The organism is Mycobacterium sp., from assembly GCF_035603715.1.
Taxonomy (GTDB): domain Bacteria; phylum Actinomycetota; class Actinomycetes; order Mycobacteriales; family Mycobacteriaceae; genus Mycobacterium.
Genome location: NZ_DATNJW010000686.1, coordinates 1 through 16,354 on the forward strand (window position 1 = coordinate 1; position 16,354 = coordinate 16,354).

Genomic DNA, 16,354 nt, shown 5'->3' on the forward strand with positions numbered 1-16,354 from the left:
CCGGCCATGATGCCGCCGTCGACGTTGAGAATCGTGCCGGTGACCCAACTGGCTTCATCAGAAAGCAGATAGGTGACGGCGTTGGCCACGTCGGCCGGAGTGCCAACTCGTCCCAATGGGTGAAGCGGCGCGAAAGTATCGAGCGTGGCGTCGATCTCGTCTTTGGGAATGAAGCCCTCGTAGAGTGGGGTCTTGACGACGGCCGGTGCCACCGCGTTGACCCGAATCTGGTGCTCGGCAAGCTCGATGGCGAGGTTATGGGTCAGCGCATGCAGGCCGGCCTTTTGCATCGAGTAGCCAGACGATGGTGTCAGACCGATCGCCTGATGTGCCCACATGCTGCCAATGTTGACGATGGAGCCGCCGTCCCCACGGGCGATCATGCCCTCAACGACGGTCTGCGTCAGGAAGAACAGGGCGTAATTCAGCTCCATGTAGGAGTCGTAGAACTGCGCGTCGTACTCGACAAACGCCTTCGGGATGAAGAATCCAGCCGCGTTGACCAGCAGTGTCGCGTCGCCGTGATGCTCGGAAACCGCACGCTGCACATCGGCGACCGCGCTGCGATCGGTCAACTCGGCAGTGATCCCCCACGCTTGGCCACCACCGCCGGTGAGTTCGGTCACGGTGTCATCAACACGGTCTTTCGAGCGTCCGACGATCACCGCGCTGCCGCCGTGGCGCACGATGTCAACAGCGACCTGCCGGCCCATACCGGCGCTGCCTCCGACGACGATGACCTTCTTGGAATCGAAGTGCATAGTGAGACCCTTCTACTAATCATTCTCGGCGACTTCTGCTTGGCCATTTCCGCCTTTGCCCGGCAAGAAGAGTTGTAGCCCTGGCGACGACACTTGGCGCCACGTATGTCGACGTTGAACTGGCATCAGTCTGCTGCCCGGCGGGGTGAGCCGTCATCACCCCAGCGTTGTTTCACCCGGGTGAGTTCTGGTGGGGCGCCGCTGCCAACAGCTGACACCTTTTCCACTCGATAGGCACTGGATATGGGCTGCATAGCCCAGTAAGACTATTTACCCCCGTTCGGCCTGATGTGGGCCAACCGCAGTCCGCAAGGAAGGCCCCTAAGTGCTCAGTGTCATCGTGGGTGCTGGGGATCATGAAACGGACAGCACCAAAGTCCTGCGAATTTCCTAATCGTCTGTAGGACAATGTGATTCAAAGCGAAGTAATGTAGGCCGGCGCTACGTATTGAAGAGCCCCAGCTCAAGAGTATGCGCGATCTGGGCGATCGCGGCCTGAGCACGCACACTGTTGCCGGCCTGATCCAGCGGCGGGGAGAAGGCGGCGATCGCCAGCTTGCCCGGCGACACCGCCACTAGACCGCCTCCGACGCCGCTCTTGGCGGGCAGCCCGACGGTATAGGCCCAGTCGCCGGAGGTGGTGTACAGGCCCTCCATCGTCATCAAGGCCAGCACCGGTGGCACGTTGGCTCGCGCAATGACGCGTTTACCGGTGACCGGGTTGACGGCCCCGTTAGCCAGGGTTGCGCCCATGATGGCCAGGTCCACGGTGGTGACCAGCGTCGAGCACTGCAGGGTGTAGATGTCGACGGCCTCCATCGGGTCGCAATACATGTATCCGCCGCAGAGCAGCAGCCACGCGATCGCCCGGTTCTGAAAATTGGTGGCGCGTTCGGAGGCGACGATCTGTTCGCCGACGCTGATCGGGCGACCGGCGAAATTGCTTTGGATCTCCAGGATCTGGCGCCAGCGGTCGTCGGCGTCGGTGGCCGAAACCAAACTGGCTGCTGTCATCGCGCCTGCGTTGACCATCGGCGACATCGGCTTGTTGTTATGAAGTTCCAGCGCCAGAACTGAATTGAATGCCTCGCCTGTGGGATCGGCGCCCACCTTGCGGTGAAACGCCCGCGCGCCGACTTGTTCCATAGCGAGCGCAGCGGTGAATACCTTCGAGATCGACTCCAGAGCGAACTCAGTGTCGGCGTCGCCGGCCGAAAAGGTTTGACCGTCAACGGTTGCCACGCAGATCCCGAACAGCTGCGGGTCCACCTCCGCTAATGCCGGTATGTAGCGGGCGTTCTTGCCGCGCCGGTTCTTCTTGTGTCTGGCGTGTGTGGCGGTGACCGCCGTGGCGATCCGGTCGGGGTCGATTGGTGTACTGGCCAAGGGAGTCACTTCTGTTTCACCGCAGCATGTTGAGTTGCAGCCGTGGTCACCACTTGATGGATGAAGCCGAGCTTTGCGACGACGTGCGGGTGGATGGTGAACGGGTATAGATCGTCGTGGCCCATCGAGTTGTTGACCCGATTGAGCACCCCCGACAGCACGCACCAGTCGGCCATGATGTCCTCGATGGTGGCGTCGGCGTAGGACTCCCGTGCATTGACATTGGCGGGCAGGTCCCACTTCACCCGATCAGCTTCGATGACCAGGCCCGAATCCGCAATCGTGGCGAGGGTTCCGGTGATGTGCAGATAGTGGGCCCAGGTTTCGGCGAAGTCCTCCCACGGGTGGGCGGTGGCGTACTCCGAGATGAAGTCGTACTGCCAGTTCGCCGGTGCCTCGCCGTTGTAGTGGCGTTGCAGCGCGGCCTGGTAGTCCTGCCGATCGTCGCCGAACATCGCCCGGGCGTCGTCGATGAGCGGGGTGTTCTGCACGAGCAGCATCTCGTAGTAGTGGCCGACCTCGTGACGGAAGTGGCCCAGCATCGTGCGATAGGGCTCATGCAGTTTGATGCGTAGATGCTCGCGGTAGAGCTCCAGCGACTCGGCCAGGTCGATGGTGATCACGCCGTTCGAGTGACCTATCGTCACCGGCCGCGCCAGCGTCTTGCTCGACACCAGGTCGAATGCCAGTCCTTGGGGGTCGGCGTAGTACGGATGGACGGGCAGGCCCAGGTCGATCAGCTCGAAGATCAACCGCCGCAGCTCCTTGAGCGTCGAGTCGAGTTCGGACATCGCCTCGGTATCATCCGGCGCGGGTCCCTCGCGCACGAAACTGTCGGCGAAGCAGCAACCGGCTGCAGAGTCGTCGGGGGCTAACCAGTTGCACCCCCGCTCCCAGTGTGCGCAGCGAACCCAGCGACGGCCGTCCATGGTGAGTGTTTGCGACGGTACGCACACCATCCGCCGCGATGGGAGGTGGTAACCGACCATCACGGCACACGTCGGGCACTGCTGCGCCTCGAACGGCACTGCCTGCCCACAGTTGGGGCACCTGGACGCGCGCATGGTCAGAGTCCGCCCACGTTGGAAGCGATTGCCGTCATGAGACCTCCTCGGTCAGAAATCTGATGGCCGGTTAAGCACCGGAAGCCGTGACTTCTTTCTTTTCACAGCACCTTTCGAAATAGATCATCTTTGCGAGGTGGTTGCGGTGCGACAGCTCCGCTGCCTCGGCGGGCTGGCCGTTGCGGGATCAGGCGCGGCCACCAGAAGAAGGGGCCGAGTAGGCGTGCGAGCGCGGGTGTGATCAATGACCGCACGATCAGGGTGTCGAGCAGCAGGCCGATGCCGACCGTTGAGCCGAACATGCCGACGGATGTGAGATCGCTGGACACCATGGCCATCATCGTGACGGCGAACACGATTCCGGCGGTGGTGACGACCCGACCGGATTTCGTCACCGCCCGGATCAGGCCGGTGTTGAGGCCCGCCTCGCTTTCATGGAGATAGCGGGAAACGAGCAGCAGGTTGTAGTCCGATCCGACGGCCACCAGCAGGATGAAGCAGAAGACGATGTTCCACCACGCAAGTGGGATGCCGAGCAGGTTTTGCCAGATCAGCACGGACATTCCGAACGCGCCGGAGAAGGAGAACGCCACCGTCCCAACGATTACCAGGGCCGCGATGATGGCTCTTGTGATGAACAGCATGACCAGGAAGATCAACGAGAACGCTGCTGTCGCCGCGATCAGCAAGTCGATTCTGGTCGCGTCCTTGATGTCCCAGTACGTGGCGGTTCCGCCGCCCAGATACACGTGCGCCCCGGCCAGCGTCGTTCCTTTGAGGGCCTCTTTAGCCGCAGGCAGATACATTTGGTCATGGTGGATGCCAGCCTCGGTGAGGGCCTCCCCATCGTGGTAGATGAGATAGCGGGCCGCATGGCCGTCCGGGGAGATGAAGTACTTCTCGTCGATCTGGAAGTAGGGATTCGCGAAGGAATCTGGCGGCAGATAGAAGAACTCGTCATTTTGCGAGACGTCGAACGCGGTGCCGAAGTCCATTAACTGACGGCCTAGTTCGTCGAGCTGGGTTAGTTGCGGTTCGAGGGTGCTGTTCTCCTCAAGCACGATTTTGTTCAAGTGGTCGAACTGGGCGGCGTTTTCTTTGAGGATCTGCACCAGTTGCGGGGTAACGCGGTCCTGGATGAGCGCGGCCTGCAGGTTTTTCTCCAGGCCCTGAGCCAGTCCGTCGAACTGATCGGTCGCGTCGAACAGTCCCCGGAACGACTGGCAGATCGGGATGTCGAAACAGTGCTTCTCCCAATAAAAGTAGCTGCGCAGCGGGCGCCAATAGTCGTCGAAATTGGCGTAGCTGTCGCGCAGCGCGTTGACAGTCTCACTCATTTGCCGTGCCGCCTCGGCCTGCAGGTGCGCAGCTCCTGCCTGTTGAGCAGTCAATTCCTGCTGGCGGTGAGTGAGGTCGGTCAGGTGCTGGGTGACCGTCGAGATGTCTTTGAGTCGGTTATTGATGTCATGTAAAAAAGGAAGCACCTCTTTGACTTTCGTGCCCAGGGTGCCGATCGTGTATGGGAACGAGGTGTGTTCCAGCGGGCGGCCCAAGGGTCGTGTGACCGCCTGAATCATGCCCACGCCGGGTGTGTGGATGATCGACCGTGCTACCCGGTCGACGGCGATCATGTCCGTGGCGTTGCGGAGGTCGTGGTCAGACTCGACCATCAACATGTCGGCGTTCAGGTGACTGACTGGAAAATGGCGGTCGCTGGCGTCATAGCCCTGGTTGGCCGGGACACTGTGGGCCAAGTAGATGCGGTCGTCATAGTTAGGGTAGTAGCTGACCAACGTCATCGATCCGATCAGCACCACCGCGCAACCGAGCAACAGGATCCGCCCGGGCCAGCGCACGGCGACGGTGCCCACCTTGTCCCAAATCCCGTGCCCTGTCTGATGTTTCTTCGGCTCGAAGGCGCCCAAACGGCTGCCGATCGTGAGTACCGCCGGCCCGAAGGTGAGCGCCGCGGCGACCGCCACCAGAATTCCCGCCGCGCACGGGGCAGCGCAGGTGTTGAAGTAGTTGAGCCTGGTGAATTTCATGCAGAACATGGCACCGGCGACGGCGAACCCGGATCCCAGAATGACGTGGGACACACCGCTGATCGCGCAGTAGTAAGACTGTTCTCGACTCGACCCGGCCAGACGCCCTTCTTGGTAGCGGCCGATCAAGAAGATTGCATAGTCGGTGCCCGCACCTAAAATCAACGACACCAAAGTATTTGCCGCGAACACCGAGATTTGGATTAAGTGGTGATACACCATGAATGCGGCGATTCCGCGGCCACAGAACAGTTCCACGAGCACCATTGTCAGGATGAGGAACGCGGTGGGGATCGAACGGTACACGACCAGCAGCATCACAGAGATCAACACGATCGTGACGAACATGATTATTTTGAGGCTGGCGTCACCGACGTGGATCATGTCCGCCGATAAAACTGCGGATCCCGACGCGTAGACCTTCAGTCCGGGTGGTGGCTGCAGATGTTTGAGGATGTCGGTGACCGAGGTGATGGATCTGTCGTTGAGTGTCGAGCCGATATCACCGGCGACGCGCACCAGAGTGTAGGTCGCCTTCGCGTCGTTGCTCTGTACGCCGGCGGCGGTCGTTCCCTCACCCCACAGGTTCATCACGTACTGGACGTGCTCGTCGTGACGGAGCTTGGCGACCATCTCGTTGTAGAAGGCATGATCCTTCTCGTCGAGTTTGTGATCGGCTTCGAACAGGATGAAGACCAGAGAGTTGCTGTCGCCCTCGCGGAAGACTTCACCAATGTGCTTGAGCGCCTTGACCGAGGGGGCATCGACAGGCACCAGCGGCTCGCGGTTTGCGTCAACTACCGGCTCCAGCTGCGGAACAATCGTGTTGAGCACGAACAGCAACGCCAACCAGGCCAGGACGACCAAGGGGGCGAACCGTCGAATGTTGCGCGCGATGAACGGCCGCTTCGGTGCTGGATCTGGAGTTGGGGGGTCCTGAGCTGCAGGATCCTCAGGTTCCCGAACACGGACAGGCGCTGTGCCGTCGTGGTCGCTCATGCCGAAAGCACCTGGCACCATACACCAGCGTGATCCCCCGTCGCCGTGTGTTCAGACCGCACTTGATCGTCAATTGTGATTCGGCAGCCGATATTTCCACCGGCGGCCTGGGCAGTGATGTCGGCGGTCGCTGTCGTCATAGTGGTGGTCTCAATGTGCGACCACGGTAGGGCGGACAGGTTCACTTCGACAGGCTTGGAATCGACATTCCAATAGCTCACGCGACCCCATCCGCCGAACTCGCCGAAGACCTCGTATTTGATATTTTTCGGATTGAACTGGGCGATCACGAATTTGTTACCGGAGCTCTTTGTGCGGTCCTGTGAACCGAAGATGCCGTGGAAACTGTTGATGGCGAAGCCTGCGACGACAACCACGACTAGCGTCACCATCTGTACCCAGAGCCTGTTCACCATCCGACGGCCCCTAGAAACAGCCACGATGGCGGTCCTTCGGGTAGCAGGGCGAACCAGCGCAGAGCACGGGACGTAAGGCGGGACGCCGATCGGGGTGTGATCGAAGATTGTGATCGACACGTCGATCGTCCTTGTCACCTTGCATCGCTGCTCCTCCTGTCGCGGCACGAGCGAAACTCAGCTTAACGCCTTCAGTGGGTTATGCAACCCACTTATGATTTTTGGTGCTCGAGAACAACGTCCATCCCATCGGCCGCCTACGGCCGCGGAGTTCACCAAGTGGGCACCGCTGTCAGACCACTCACGGCGGCCTAGAAATTGATCATGTGGCCGCTGAGTCCATGGAAGGCCTCTTGGAGCGCTTCGGACAGGGTGGGATGGGTGTGGACGTTGCGCACCAGTTCGTTAACGGTGAGATCCCAGCGCTGTGCGAGTGTGAGTTCGGGTAACAACTCCCCTACGTCGGGACCAATGAGGTGCGCACCGAGCAGCTCCCCGTGGGCGGTGTCGGCAATCACCTTCACAAAGCCTGTCGGATCGCCGAGTCCATGGGCTTTTCCGTTGGCGCGGAAGGGGAACGTCGCGATCGCCACGTCGCCGCCCCGGGATGCGGCGCTCGCGCGGGCCTGTTCTTCTGTCAGGCCGAATGACGCCACTTGAGGTTGACAGAAGGTCACGCGCGGCATCATCGCGTAATCGTCGATGCCCACCGTGGGCGCTTGTGCGATCGTCTCTGCGGCGATGATGCCCTGGGCTTCGGCGACATGGGCCAGCATCATCTTCGCCGTGACGTCGCCGATTGCATAGATGCCGGTCACCGAGGTGGCCATCGTCTCGTCAATGACGATCGCCGCGTTGCGTGAATCCGTATCCACACCAAGCACTTCCAAGCCATAGCCGACAACGTTGGGTGCGAAACCTGCTGCGACGAGAACAGCGTCTACCGTGAGCATCTCCGTAACATCGGAACTGTCCTGTTGATAGCTCAGCGTTACTGCACTATCGGATTCCACGGCCTTCACGATGCGCGTCGACATCAGTTGGTGCACGCCCAGCCCGCGGTAGGCTTTGGCCAGCTCCTTGGAGACGTCGAGGTCTTCATTGGGTAGGACCCGGTCGAGAGCTTCGATTACTGTGACCGCAACGCCGTAGTTGCGCAGCACGTATGCAAATTCCATCCCAATTGGCCCGGCGCCGATGATGGCGATCGACTCAGGCAGTTCGCGCGACATGATCTGCTGTTCGTAAGTACGTACCCGGCTGCTGCGGACCAGTCCGGGCACCATCTTGGGCGTAGCGCCGGTAGCGATGATGGCATTGTCGAAACGCAGTATTTGAGCTCCGTTTTCACCATCGACACGCAGCGAATGCCGATCGGTGAAGGTGCCCTTGCCCTCGTACTCGTCGATCTTGTTCTTGCGCATCAGGAAACGCAGACCCTTGACTCGTGCGGTGGCGATCATCCTGGAGCGGTCGAAGGCGGCGTCATAGCGCATTGAGATCGCGCCCTCGATGCCGAATGTGGCAGCCTGGTGCTGGACCAGATGTGCTATTTCGGCATTGCGCAGCAGCGCCTTCGACGGAATGCACCCTACATTCAGACACACCCCTCCCCAATACTGAGCCTCGACGATGGCCACCTTGAGGTTCAACTGGGCGGCCCGAATCGCGGCTACATAACCACCAGAGCCCGCACCCAAAACCACCACGTCGTAGTGCATGGCTGTCCTCGCTAGCTCCCTCAGTTCATTACCGCGTTGGCCGTTGTTGTGTGAGCCATGGCTGCGTTGCCACTTCCGCGTCCGGGCGCTGCCACCGAATCCGCTTGTCGGTCCGTGATCTCTCCGCTTGGAGGGAATGGATGCTCACCCGTGTGATCGCAACGTCGCCCTCATCAGCGTGTGACAAAGTGGGCCACACTTCCCAGTCTAATCTTATTCAGTGCGAGATGTAGCGTTTGTGGCTTTCACGGACCCGCAAGGACTTCTCATCTCGCAGTTGCGTCGCTAGTATCGAACTGGGATGCTCAGCCCAGACCGTCGTAGCATGCAGGCGTCTCGCTCACTACGGTACAGGCTAACGAGGAGCCGATAGCGGGAGGACAGGCCGATGCCACAGGGCAGACGAGATGATTTCACCCTGGTGACCGCGCACTGGAATAAAGCACGACGATAAGGAGAGAGCGATGTGCGTGCTAAAAGGTATTGGGCGCTTTACCCTTCAGGCCGCAGTGGCAAGTGTGATTATGTCGGTGTCGCAGTATGTTGAGATCGGCCTGACGCGTCGTGCGCCGAGCGATTTACCCATCCGGCTCGTTGAAGTGATCGCCAAACGTGAGGCGAAGCCCGGTTTTCAGCGTGAGACCGCCCTCGAGCTTGGACAAGGCACGCTCGCCGCTATTGCTTTGGCGACGGCCAACGTTCTGCGTCCTATTCCCATGGCCGAGGCGATCGCACTGAATGCGTTGATGATGTCGCTCGGGAACGCTGCCGCTGTCCGTGCCGCTGGGTTGGGAGGTATGCCGTGGACGTGGTCGAGGCGTGAGCTTGTTATCGACCTGACCCATAAGACCGTCTTGTCGATGGCGACTCGGGCAATCGTCGAACGAAACAGTATACGAAGGTAACGGCTGCCCGCTACACGGCCCCAACCTAGGTACGCGCGAGTTGACGATGACGTGAATTCCGCTCGTGCACAGTGGGCTTCCCCGAATTCAGTTGGCGTTGAGGTTGCGCGCGCCGCGTCCTCGCCGGCCATGAGCCCGCCGCAACCGACGTCATCATGCAGGTGCACTTTGTCTCTACTTGAAACAGCATTCGAATTCTTCAATGTCTCGCACCTTGCGCGTCAGGGCTTACCAGTTCATACTGGGTGCTCTGACCCAGTTATACGAGTGATGTCGTGGTGCTGTCAAGACGAGCCAGGTCAACTAGCCCAACTGAACTCGCACACACGCAGGCCACCCGCGCCGGTGTCAGATGCTGTCCGGGTGATGAAGACAGTCAGAGACGCCGGAGAGGGAACTCAAGAGGAGAGGGCATCAACAATGGCGGTCGTAGCAGTAATTTGTCATTCGGACTACGGACACACGTGGCGCCAAGCCCAAGCCGTTTATGAAGGGGCGCAGGCGGTTGGCGCACGTGTCGATCTGGTAGGCATCAAGCAGGATGGTGAAGTTGCGGATGCGGGGTGGGACACTCTCACACGCGCCGATGGGATCCTGTTCGGCTGCCCGACACACATGGGCGGACCATCCTGGCAGTTCAAGCGGTTCGCCGACGCCACCAACCACCGAACCTGGGTTCCGACACTCTGGCGCGACAAGTTCGCGGGTGGGTTTACGAACTCCGCGGCGATGAGCGGAGACAAGTTTTCGACGCTGACCTACTTCTGGACCCTAGCGATGCAGCACGGCATGGTCTGGATTGGCTCAGGGATGAAGCCGGCAATCGGCTTCGACAAGAACGCGCCGCGAGAAAGTCTGAATTTCATTGGCGCCTACACCGGTGTCATGGCGAGCAGTCCACATAACGATCCCGCCGACATGTCACCTGCCGATCTCTGCACTGCCCGAGCCTACGGCGAACGTTTCGCCACATTTGTAGCCACAGGCAAAACCCCGTCAACCCCGTACCACGACTTCACCTTTGACAAGCGAGAGAAGTCGGGCTGACGCGGCAAAAGCGCTGTCGACACATCAAGATGCAACAAGGCCCCCTCGGGCTGGGAACAACTACGGAGGCCGTCGCCGTGACCGACACTGACTTCAGGACCTTTCGACTGCCGTTACGTCATTGCGCGGGGCAATTACCCGCCCTCGGGTTTGGAACCCTGATTTCAGATCCAGTGCTCACGGCACGGGCGACCAAAGGTGCACTGGAAGCCGGATTCCGACACTTCGACTGCGCGGAGCGGTATCGCAATGAACGCGAAGTTGGCGAAGCACTGCACACGGGCCTGACTTCCGGAGCGATCAAACGCGAGGACATCTTTGTCACGACAAAGTTGTGGAACACCAATCACCGACCTGAACGGGTCGCGACCGCTCTCCTGGCAAGTCTTGACCGACTCGGACTCGACTATGTCGATCTCTACCTCATGCACACGCCGTTCGCATTCCAGCCGGGCGACGATCAGGACCCCCGAGATGAGAACGGTCAAATCATCTACGATCGCGGCGTAACCCTGATCGACACCTGGCGGGCGATGGAAACCCTGGTGGACCAAGGAAGGTCCCGCGCCATCGGACTATCGGATATTTCGTTATCCGTGCTGTCGATTCTCTACGAACATGCCAGGATCAAGCCGGCCGTGGTCCAAGTCGAAGCACACCCCTACCTGCCTGAAACGGAACTTCTACAGTTTTGCAAGGAAGAGCGCCTGGTGTTTTTGGCATTTGCCCCTTTGGGCCACGGAATCTCACCTGGTCCCCTGGGAGACCCCGTGGTCGCGGCTGTCGCTGCACGACTCGGAAGAACACCCGCGCAGGTTCTGCTGGCTTGGGCCGTGCAGCGGGGTACCGCGTTGCTCACTACCCCGAAATCTGCCGCACGAGCCCGCGAGAATTTCGACGTCCGCGCCCTACCCGAAGATGCATTCGATGCAATTAACCGGATCGCAACCCGGCAGCGGTTCAACACTGTCGTTGACGGCGGCAGCCCGGGCTTCATCCCGCGGGGAAATTGACTGGGCAAGCCAACGAGCGAGTCCCGCAGCTGCCCGTGCTGGACCAAGTCTGGCGCAGGGACGTCGCGATTCATCCCCGGTGATTACTTGGGTATTCACAACAACCTATCGATGTCTCAGCGTCTCAAAGCTGGCGAGGCACAACGCCATACGGCGCGCCTTAGCTCCCGACCGAAATGATTGTCTTGCCAGGCAATCGGCCGGGGCGCTGACCACTCGCGTACGCGTCCCGACCCCTGGAGAGCGGAAATGTCTCCGCGATCTCGACGTGCAGTTGCCCGCTATCAACGAGTTGAGCCAACTTGGTCAGCTGGCCTCGGTTAGAGGTCACCAGAAAGAAGTTGGCGGTGACTCCGTACTCGTCAGCTTTGCCCGCGGCAGGGGTACCAGCGATGGTGACCAATCGCCCGCCGCCGCGCAATACCTTGAAAGACCGCTCGAGAGTGTCCCCGCCAACGGTGTCTATCACCACGTCGTAGATGGCATCGCTACGTTCGAAGCCCTCGGTACGGATATCGATGACTCGTTTCGCGCCAAGCCCGCGAAGCAACTCAGCTGCGTCGCTGCGCACTGTCGCGGTAACGTCCGCCCCGAGCATCGCAGCAAGTTGCACTGCAAGTATCCCTACCGCGCCCGCACCTCCATGCACCAGCACCGCCTCACCCGGCTGAACGGCGGCGCGATCTACTAACGCCTGATAAGCGGTCAGTCCTGCCAGCGGCAACGCCGCCGCAACAGCATGTGACAAACCCGCCGGCTTCTGAGCTAAGTCAACAGCAGGCACGGCAACAAATTCGGCAGCAGCGCCATCACGATCGAATCCAATAAGTCCGCAGACGTCGTCACCCGCGTTGACGTCCTTCACTTCTGAGCCGACCTCACGCACTACACCTGACACTTCGTGAGACAAAATGACCGGGGTACGGCTCACACCGCTCCGAGTCCACGTTTGTGGCCACTTGAGCTCGTCGAAAGTAATCGCGGCAACGTGTACCGCCACCAACACTTCGTCGGCCGCCGGAACCGGAATAGGCGCCCGCTCGACCACAAGCACCTCGGGCCCACCCTGGCGATGGGCGCGCAGCGCTGTCATCTCCTTTGAGCCGTCGAGCTCACACTCGACAATGGACCGCTGCTCGCAGCACGCAGAATCCGACATTAGTTCTCCTCCGGTCGTTACGACACGAACCATGCGCGTGCCAGAGTACCTGATACTGGGCTACATGACCCAGTTATTACTGAAGCTCGCAAGAATGCCGGATACCGCAGTACGAACACTTATTTCAGGTTCAATCGACGAGGACTTCCTGAATCACTAGAGTATGGGCTATCTGACCCAGTATGATTGCAGCTGCGCAAGCTGTCATGTTGCCCGCGTCGCCCTGCGTCTTCACCGGCCGGTGGCAGCCGGTACGGCACCTGCAACGGCAATATCGAGAGCAGATGGGCCTGACCCGCAAGGCATTTGCCCTCACATCAATAAGGAGAACTCGTGAGTCAGAACGTTCACTATCGCTTCGCCGACGTCGATGGGCACAAAATCTTCTACCGTGAAGCCGGTTCCGTTAGCAGCCCGGTCCTAGTGTTACTGCACGGCTTCCCGACGAGTTCCTACATGTTCCGCGATCTGGTCCCGCAATTGGCTGACCGCTACCACCTCGTCGCCCCCGACCACCTTGGATTCGGCCTGTCTGATGCACCGAGTTTCGATGAGTTCGAGTACTCCTTTGATGCGCTGGCTGACATCACCGCAGCGCTGCTAAAGCAGCTCGGGATCAGCCGGTATGGGCTCTACGTTCAAGATTACGGCGCGCCCATCGGGTGGCGTCTGGCGCTGCGCGCCCCGGAGGCGATCACCGCGATCATCACTCAGAACGGCAACGCGTACGAAGCTGGGCTGATCAAAGAGTTCTGGGCGCCGATCATGGACTATCAAAGCGTCCAAAATGCGGAAACAGAAAAAGGAGCGCGATGGAATCTGACCCTCGATGCCACCCGCTGGCAGTACACCTTCGGAGTTAGCGACGAAACACTACTAAACCCCGAGTCCTGGCATCACGACTTCAGATTGATATCCCGGCCGGGAAACGACCTCGTACAACTCAGGCTATTTGTTGACTACGCCAGCAACGTGCGCATGTATCCACAGGTGCAGCAATACTTTCGCGACAGTCAAGTCCCGCTCCTGGCGGTATGGGGTCAAGGCGATGGCGGATTCGGACCTGCGGGTGCCACCGCGTTCGGTGACGATCTCCCACGGGCGCAGATTCACCTACTGGACGGCGGGCACTTTCTACTCGAGACCGCCCTGGGTGATGTAGTCGCCTTGATCCGTCAGTTCCTGGGCGGGCTCTCACTCGACGGTTGAGTCCGCCAGATCCCTCGCGTGTCGCAGTGCGGCAAGTCTCGAAAAGCATTTTCGCACAACAGGTCACAGCAGTGCATTGCACTCTCTGTGTGCCAGCAGGCAGGCCCGAACGCACCCGTGCCTGGGCGCCAACGGCTCACAGTCAGGGGTCAGCCGCTGCTGGCCAGTGCCGGTTGCACACCGCCGCGGTCGCGGCAGAGCGCGGCGACTTCACACGGAACAGCGTGAACATTCGCGCCCGATCGAGCCGCGGTGAGCCCGCAAGTTATCGCGCCGCCGAAAAAGAGGGCTGCGCTGACTTGCAGCAGCCGGGCGAAACCGACCTCGGTCAAACTGCCGGCGGCGATTAAACCCATACACGCCACCGTAATTAGTGACGACAGCCGTGACACAGCGTTATTGATCGCCGATGCCAGACCACTGCGTGCGGGATCGACGGCCGACAGGGCGAACGATGTCAGCGGTGTGACCGTGGCCACCAGCCCCGCCGCCAGCATCATCATGCCCGGCACTACACTCGCAACAACATTCACCGCACCCGCCGATAATGCGATCACCAGCAGCCCGGTCCCAGCCAATGCCGGTCCGATGACAAGGAAAAACCCTGGCCCCACGCGCGCGGCGAGAGCACCAACGTGGCGGGCGAATAAAAAAGACATGATGGGAATGGGCAGCGTGACCATTCCTGCAGCCGTCGCCGAGTAGCCACCGACCTCTTGGATGTAGAGGGAGATCACCAGCGATCCCAGTGCCAACCCGCCATAGACAAAGGCGGTGGCGAGGTTGGCGCCAGCAAAATTGCGGTCCGCCAGCAGGCGCAAGGGAAGCATGGGGTCTGTTGCGCGACGCTCCCACACCACGAAGAACACCAACATGATCACCCCGACAGAGACAGACGTCGCTACGACAGAATCAGTCCAGCCACGCTGTTGGGATTCGATAAGTCCGTAGACACAGGCGGTGAGTCCGCCTGCCGATAATGCCGCTCCCCCAACATCGACTCTGGGATGCTCAGCCGGAGCTTGCACGGGGCATAACCAATATGTCAGCGCGTAACCGAGGACCATCGGAAGCGCAGACAGCGCATAGATCCACCTCCATGTCAGCAGATCCACGGCAAGTCCTCCCAGCAGTGGTCCTAACGCGAACGCGGTGCCGGTCCAGGCTGTCCAGGTCCCGATCGCCGCAGGCTGAGCGGCACGATCAAACGTTGAATTAATCAGCGCCAGGGATCCTGGTACTAAAAACGCAGCACCCATACCCTGGATGGCCCTAGCCGCGACAAGCATTAACGGCGAACTGGCGGTCGCCGCGAGGATTGATCCGGTGCCGAACGCGGCGAGGCCGAAACGCATCACCAGCACTCGTCCGAAGAGGTCCGAGATAGACCCGCCCGGCAAGATCAATGCTGCCATTGACAGCAAATAGCCGTCGACGACCCATTGCTGCAGCGGCAGACCTCCCCCCAGATCGCGTTCGATGGCCGGCAGCGCCAAGTTCACGACGGTCCCATCAAGAAATGCGACCATCGACACCATGACCGCGACGACCATGACCCTGCTCGTGGGCGCTGCGTTGCGGAGACTCACGCTACGTCCCGCTGATAACGGTTCGTACCGATCTCCGGCGCCGATGTAACGCACAGACCAGCCAGCACGATGCGCGAGCACCGTTGCGCAATGGCAGTTTTCGGCCCTCCCGGGTCTGTAGGCACGCGGCCCGCCCAATCCCGGCCTGCCCGCGGCGATCCATTCGGCTTCATCAACTGGCACATCCGATCGCGGGCCCGCGGGACTCCCCAAACCTCACGCCTCAGAGACTACCTCCTCCCGAGGCAAACTGGGTCACATCACCCAGATGAAGTCGCTGCTGAACAATTTTCCGCGCGACTGACACTAGATATGGGCTGGCTGACCCAGTAGTGTCATGCGCATTAACGGCGGCCTGACATCGGCCAGCCACGTGGGCCTTTAGGTCGCAGCTCGCCGGGAAAGGATAGTGATGTCTCACCATTTTGACACTCAGGTCGCCAAAGACGACTCGCGACTCAACATCTTGGACATGTACTTATTCGCGGGAGCGACTCCGGACACGACCGCGATGATCCTGACAACGAACCCAGACGCCGGCATCTTCGCACCTTTGACGCTCCACCCGGAAGGCATCTACGCCTTCCGCTTCGACATCAGCGGCGATGCAACAGAGGATGTAGTTTTCAAATTCGTCTTCGAGGAGCCCCACCATGTTGGCGGGAACCCTGCGGACCACGCGCAGAGGTTTCGCGTGGTGCGAGCGACTGGTGATGAGATACCAGGCGCAGGTGGTCAAATGCTCGCCGAGGGGATTGTCGGGCGATCCGTTCACACCGCTGATGGGGTTCAGGCTTACGTTGGACGCTCAGCCGAACTGTGGGCGGCCGACGCGTTCGGCTTCTTCACGTTTGTCAACAGTTTGTTCGCCGAGCAACGTTATGCCAGCGACGCATTCGAGCACGGAAACAACCTGTTCCAGGGCCGCAACAACATGGCCACTGTCCTGGAGATACCGAACTCTCTGCTACAAGCCCGCCGGGTGCACGCGTGGGCGACAGCGAGTCTGTGTGGACACGCACCGGAGGTGCAGGTGTACA

At 60.4% G+C, this 16,354-nt stretch carries 12 protein-coding genes and 1 pseudogene; 5 read left to right on the forward strand and 8 right to left on the reverse strand.

All coding sequences use genetic code 11. The features are described 5' to 3' along the window. The 6 genes from VN856_RS27620 to lpdA all read right to left on the reverse strand — a co-directional run. The coding region (locus VN856_RS27620) for an SDR family NAD(P)-dependent oxidoreductase (RefSeq protein ID WP_325695235.1) at positions 1-761 on the reverse strand (761 nt) is incomplete at its 3' end. A gap of 441 nt (positions 762-1,202) precedes the next feature. Continuing rightward, positions 1,203-2,147 carry a glutaminase A gene (gene glsA, locus VN856_RS27625; RefSeq protein WP_325695236.1) on the reverse strand — a complete coding sequence of 315 codons (945 nt, stop codon included), beginning with the start codon at positions 2,145-2,147 and terminating at the stop codon, positions 1,203-1,205. Between the two features lie 5 nt (positions 2,148-2,152). Beyond that, positions 2,153-3,211 carry a zinc-binding metallopeptidase family protein gene (locus VN856_RS27630; protein ID WP_325695237.1) on the reverse strand — a complete coding sequence of 353 codons (1,059 nt, stop codon included), beginning with the start codon at positions 3,209-3,211 and terminating at the stop codon, positions 2,153-2,155. Positions 3,212-3,312: 101 nt separating this feature from the next. Then, positions 3,313-6,255: an RND family transporter gene (locus tag VN856_RS27635; protein WP_325695239.1), complete on the reverse strand. Its 2,943-nt coding sequence runs from the start codon at positions 6,253-6,255 to the stop codon at positions 3,313-3,315. Then, positions 6,252-6,671 carry an MmpS family transport accessory protein gene (locus VN856_RS27640; RefSeq protein WP_325695241.1) on the reverse strand — a complete coding sequence of 140 codons (420 nt, stop codon included), beginning with the start codon at positions 6,669-6,671 and terminating at the stop codon, positions 6,252-6,254. Before VN856_RS27640 ends, VN856_RS27635 begins: the two co-directional genes overlap by 4 nt. A 311-nt stretch (positions 6,672-6,982) precedes the next feature. Then, on the reverse strand, positions 6,983-8,392 hold the full coding sequence (lpdA, locus tag VN856_RS27645) for a dihydrolipoyl dehydrogenase (RefSeq protein ID WP_325695244.1): 1,410 nt from the start codon (positions 8,390-8,392) through the stop codon (positions 6,983-6,985). Positions 8,393-8,856: 464 nt separating this feature from the next. On the opposite strand from lpdA, the gene VN856_RS27650 reads away from it, so the two are divergent. From VN856_RS27650 to VN856_RS27660, 3 genes are all read left to right on the forward strand, one after another. Continuing rightward, positions 8,857-9,297 carry a hypothetical protein gene (locus VN856_RS27650; protein ID WP_325695246.1) on the forward strand — a complete coding sequence of 147 codons (441 nt, stop codon included), beginning with the start codon at positions 8,857-8,859 and terminating at the stop codon, positions 9,295-9,297. A 420-nt stretch (positions 9,298-9,717) separates the two neighbouring features. After that, positions 9,718-10,344 (forward strand): flavodoxin family protein, encoded by a 627-nt coding sequence (locus tag VN856_RS27655; RefSeq protein WP_325695248.1) that lies wholly within the window; start codon positions 9,718-9,720, stop codon positions 10,342-10,344. A gap of 77 nt (positions 10,345-10,421) precedes the next feature. Then, positions 10,422-11,357, forward strand: coding sequence for an aldo/keto reductase (locus VN856_RS27660; RefSeq protein ID WP_325695250.1), 936 nt, complete (start codon positions 10,422-10,424; stop codon positions 11,355-11,357). Positions 11,358-11,517: 160 nt separating this feature from the next. Here the strand turns inward: VN856_RS27660 and VN856_RS27665 are convergent, their stop codons facing one another. Further along, entirely contained in the window at positions 11,518-12,450 is a 933-nt protein-coding gene (locus VN856_RS27665; protein WP_325695256.1) for an NADP-dependent oxidoreductase, read from the reverse strand. Between the two features lie 522 nt (positions 12,451-12,972). Here VN856_RS27665 and VN856_RS27670 point away from each other — a divergent pair. Beyond that, on the forward strand, positions 12,973-13,725 hold the full coding sequence (locus VN856_RS27670; RefSeq protein ID WP_414687072.1) for an alpha/beta fold hydrolase: 753 nt from the start codon (positions 12,973-12,975) through the stop codon (positions 13,723-13,725). 149 nt (positions 13,726-13,874) lie between these two features. Here the strand turns inward: VN856_RS27670 and VN856_RS27675 are convergent, their stop codons facing one another. After that, the gene (locus tag VN856_RS27675; RefSeq protein WP_325695254.1) at positions 13,875-15,278 is read right to left on the reverse strand and encodes an MFS transporter; all 1,404 of its coding nucleotides are present in this window, start codon (positions 15,276-15,278) and stop codon (positions 13,875-13,877) included. Positions 15,279-15,726: 448 nt separating this feature from the next. Between VN856_RS27675 and VN856_RS27680 the strand changes: the two are divergent. Next, a pseudogene (locus VN856_RS27680) lies at positions 15,727-16,354 on the forward strand (hypothetical protein); the annotation flags it as partial.

Excerpts from the sequence above, each read along its gene's own strand:
- lpdA (WP_325695244.1), bottom strand. The coding sequence starts at position 8,392 with ATGCACTACGACGTGGTGGTTTTGGGTGCGGGCTCTGGTGGTTATGTA.
- VN856_RS27630 (WP_325695237.1), bottom strand. The coding sequence starts at position 3,211 with ATGCGCGCGTCCAGGTGCCCCAACTGTGGGCAGGCAGTGCCGTTCGAG.
- VN856_RS27670 (WP_414687072.1), top strand. The coding sequence starts at position 12,973 with ATGTTCCGCGATCTGGTCCCGCAATTGGCTGACCGCTACCACCTCGTC.
- VN856_RS27650 (WP_325695246.1), top strand. The coding sequence starts at position 8,857 with ATGTGCGTGCTAAAAGGTATTGGGCGCTTTACCCTTCAGGCCGCAGTG.
- VN856_RS27635 (WP_325695239.1), bottom strand. The coding sequence starts at position 6,255 with ATGAGCGACCACGACGGCACAGCGCCTGTCCGTGTTCGGGAACCTGAG.
- VN856_RS27640 (WP_325695241.1), bottom strand. The coding sequence starts at position 6,671 with ATGGTGAACAGGCTCTGGGTACAGATGGTGACGCTAGTCGTGGTTGTC.
- VN856_RS27655 (WP_325695248.1), top strand. The coding sequence starts at position 9,718 with ATGGCGGTCGTAGCAGTAATTTGTCATTCGGACTACGGACACACGTGG.
- VN856_RS27665 (WP_325695256.1), bottom strand. The coding sequence starts at position 12,450 with ATGACAGCGCTGCGCGCCCATCGCCAGGGTGGGCCCGAGGTGCTTGTG.
- VN856_RS27675 (WP_325695254.1), bottom strand. The coding sequence starts at position 15,278 with ATGGTCGTCGCGGTCATGGTGTCGATGGTCGCATTTCTTGATGGGACC.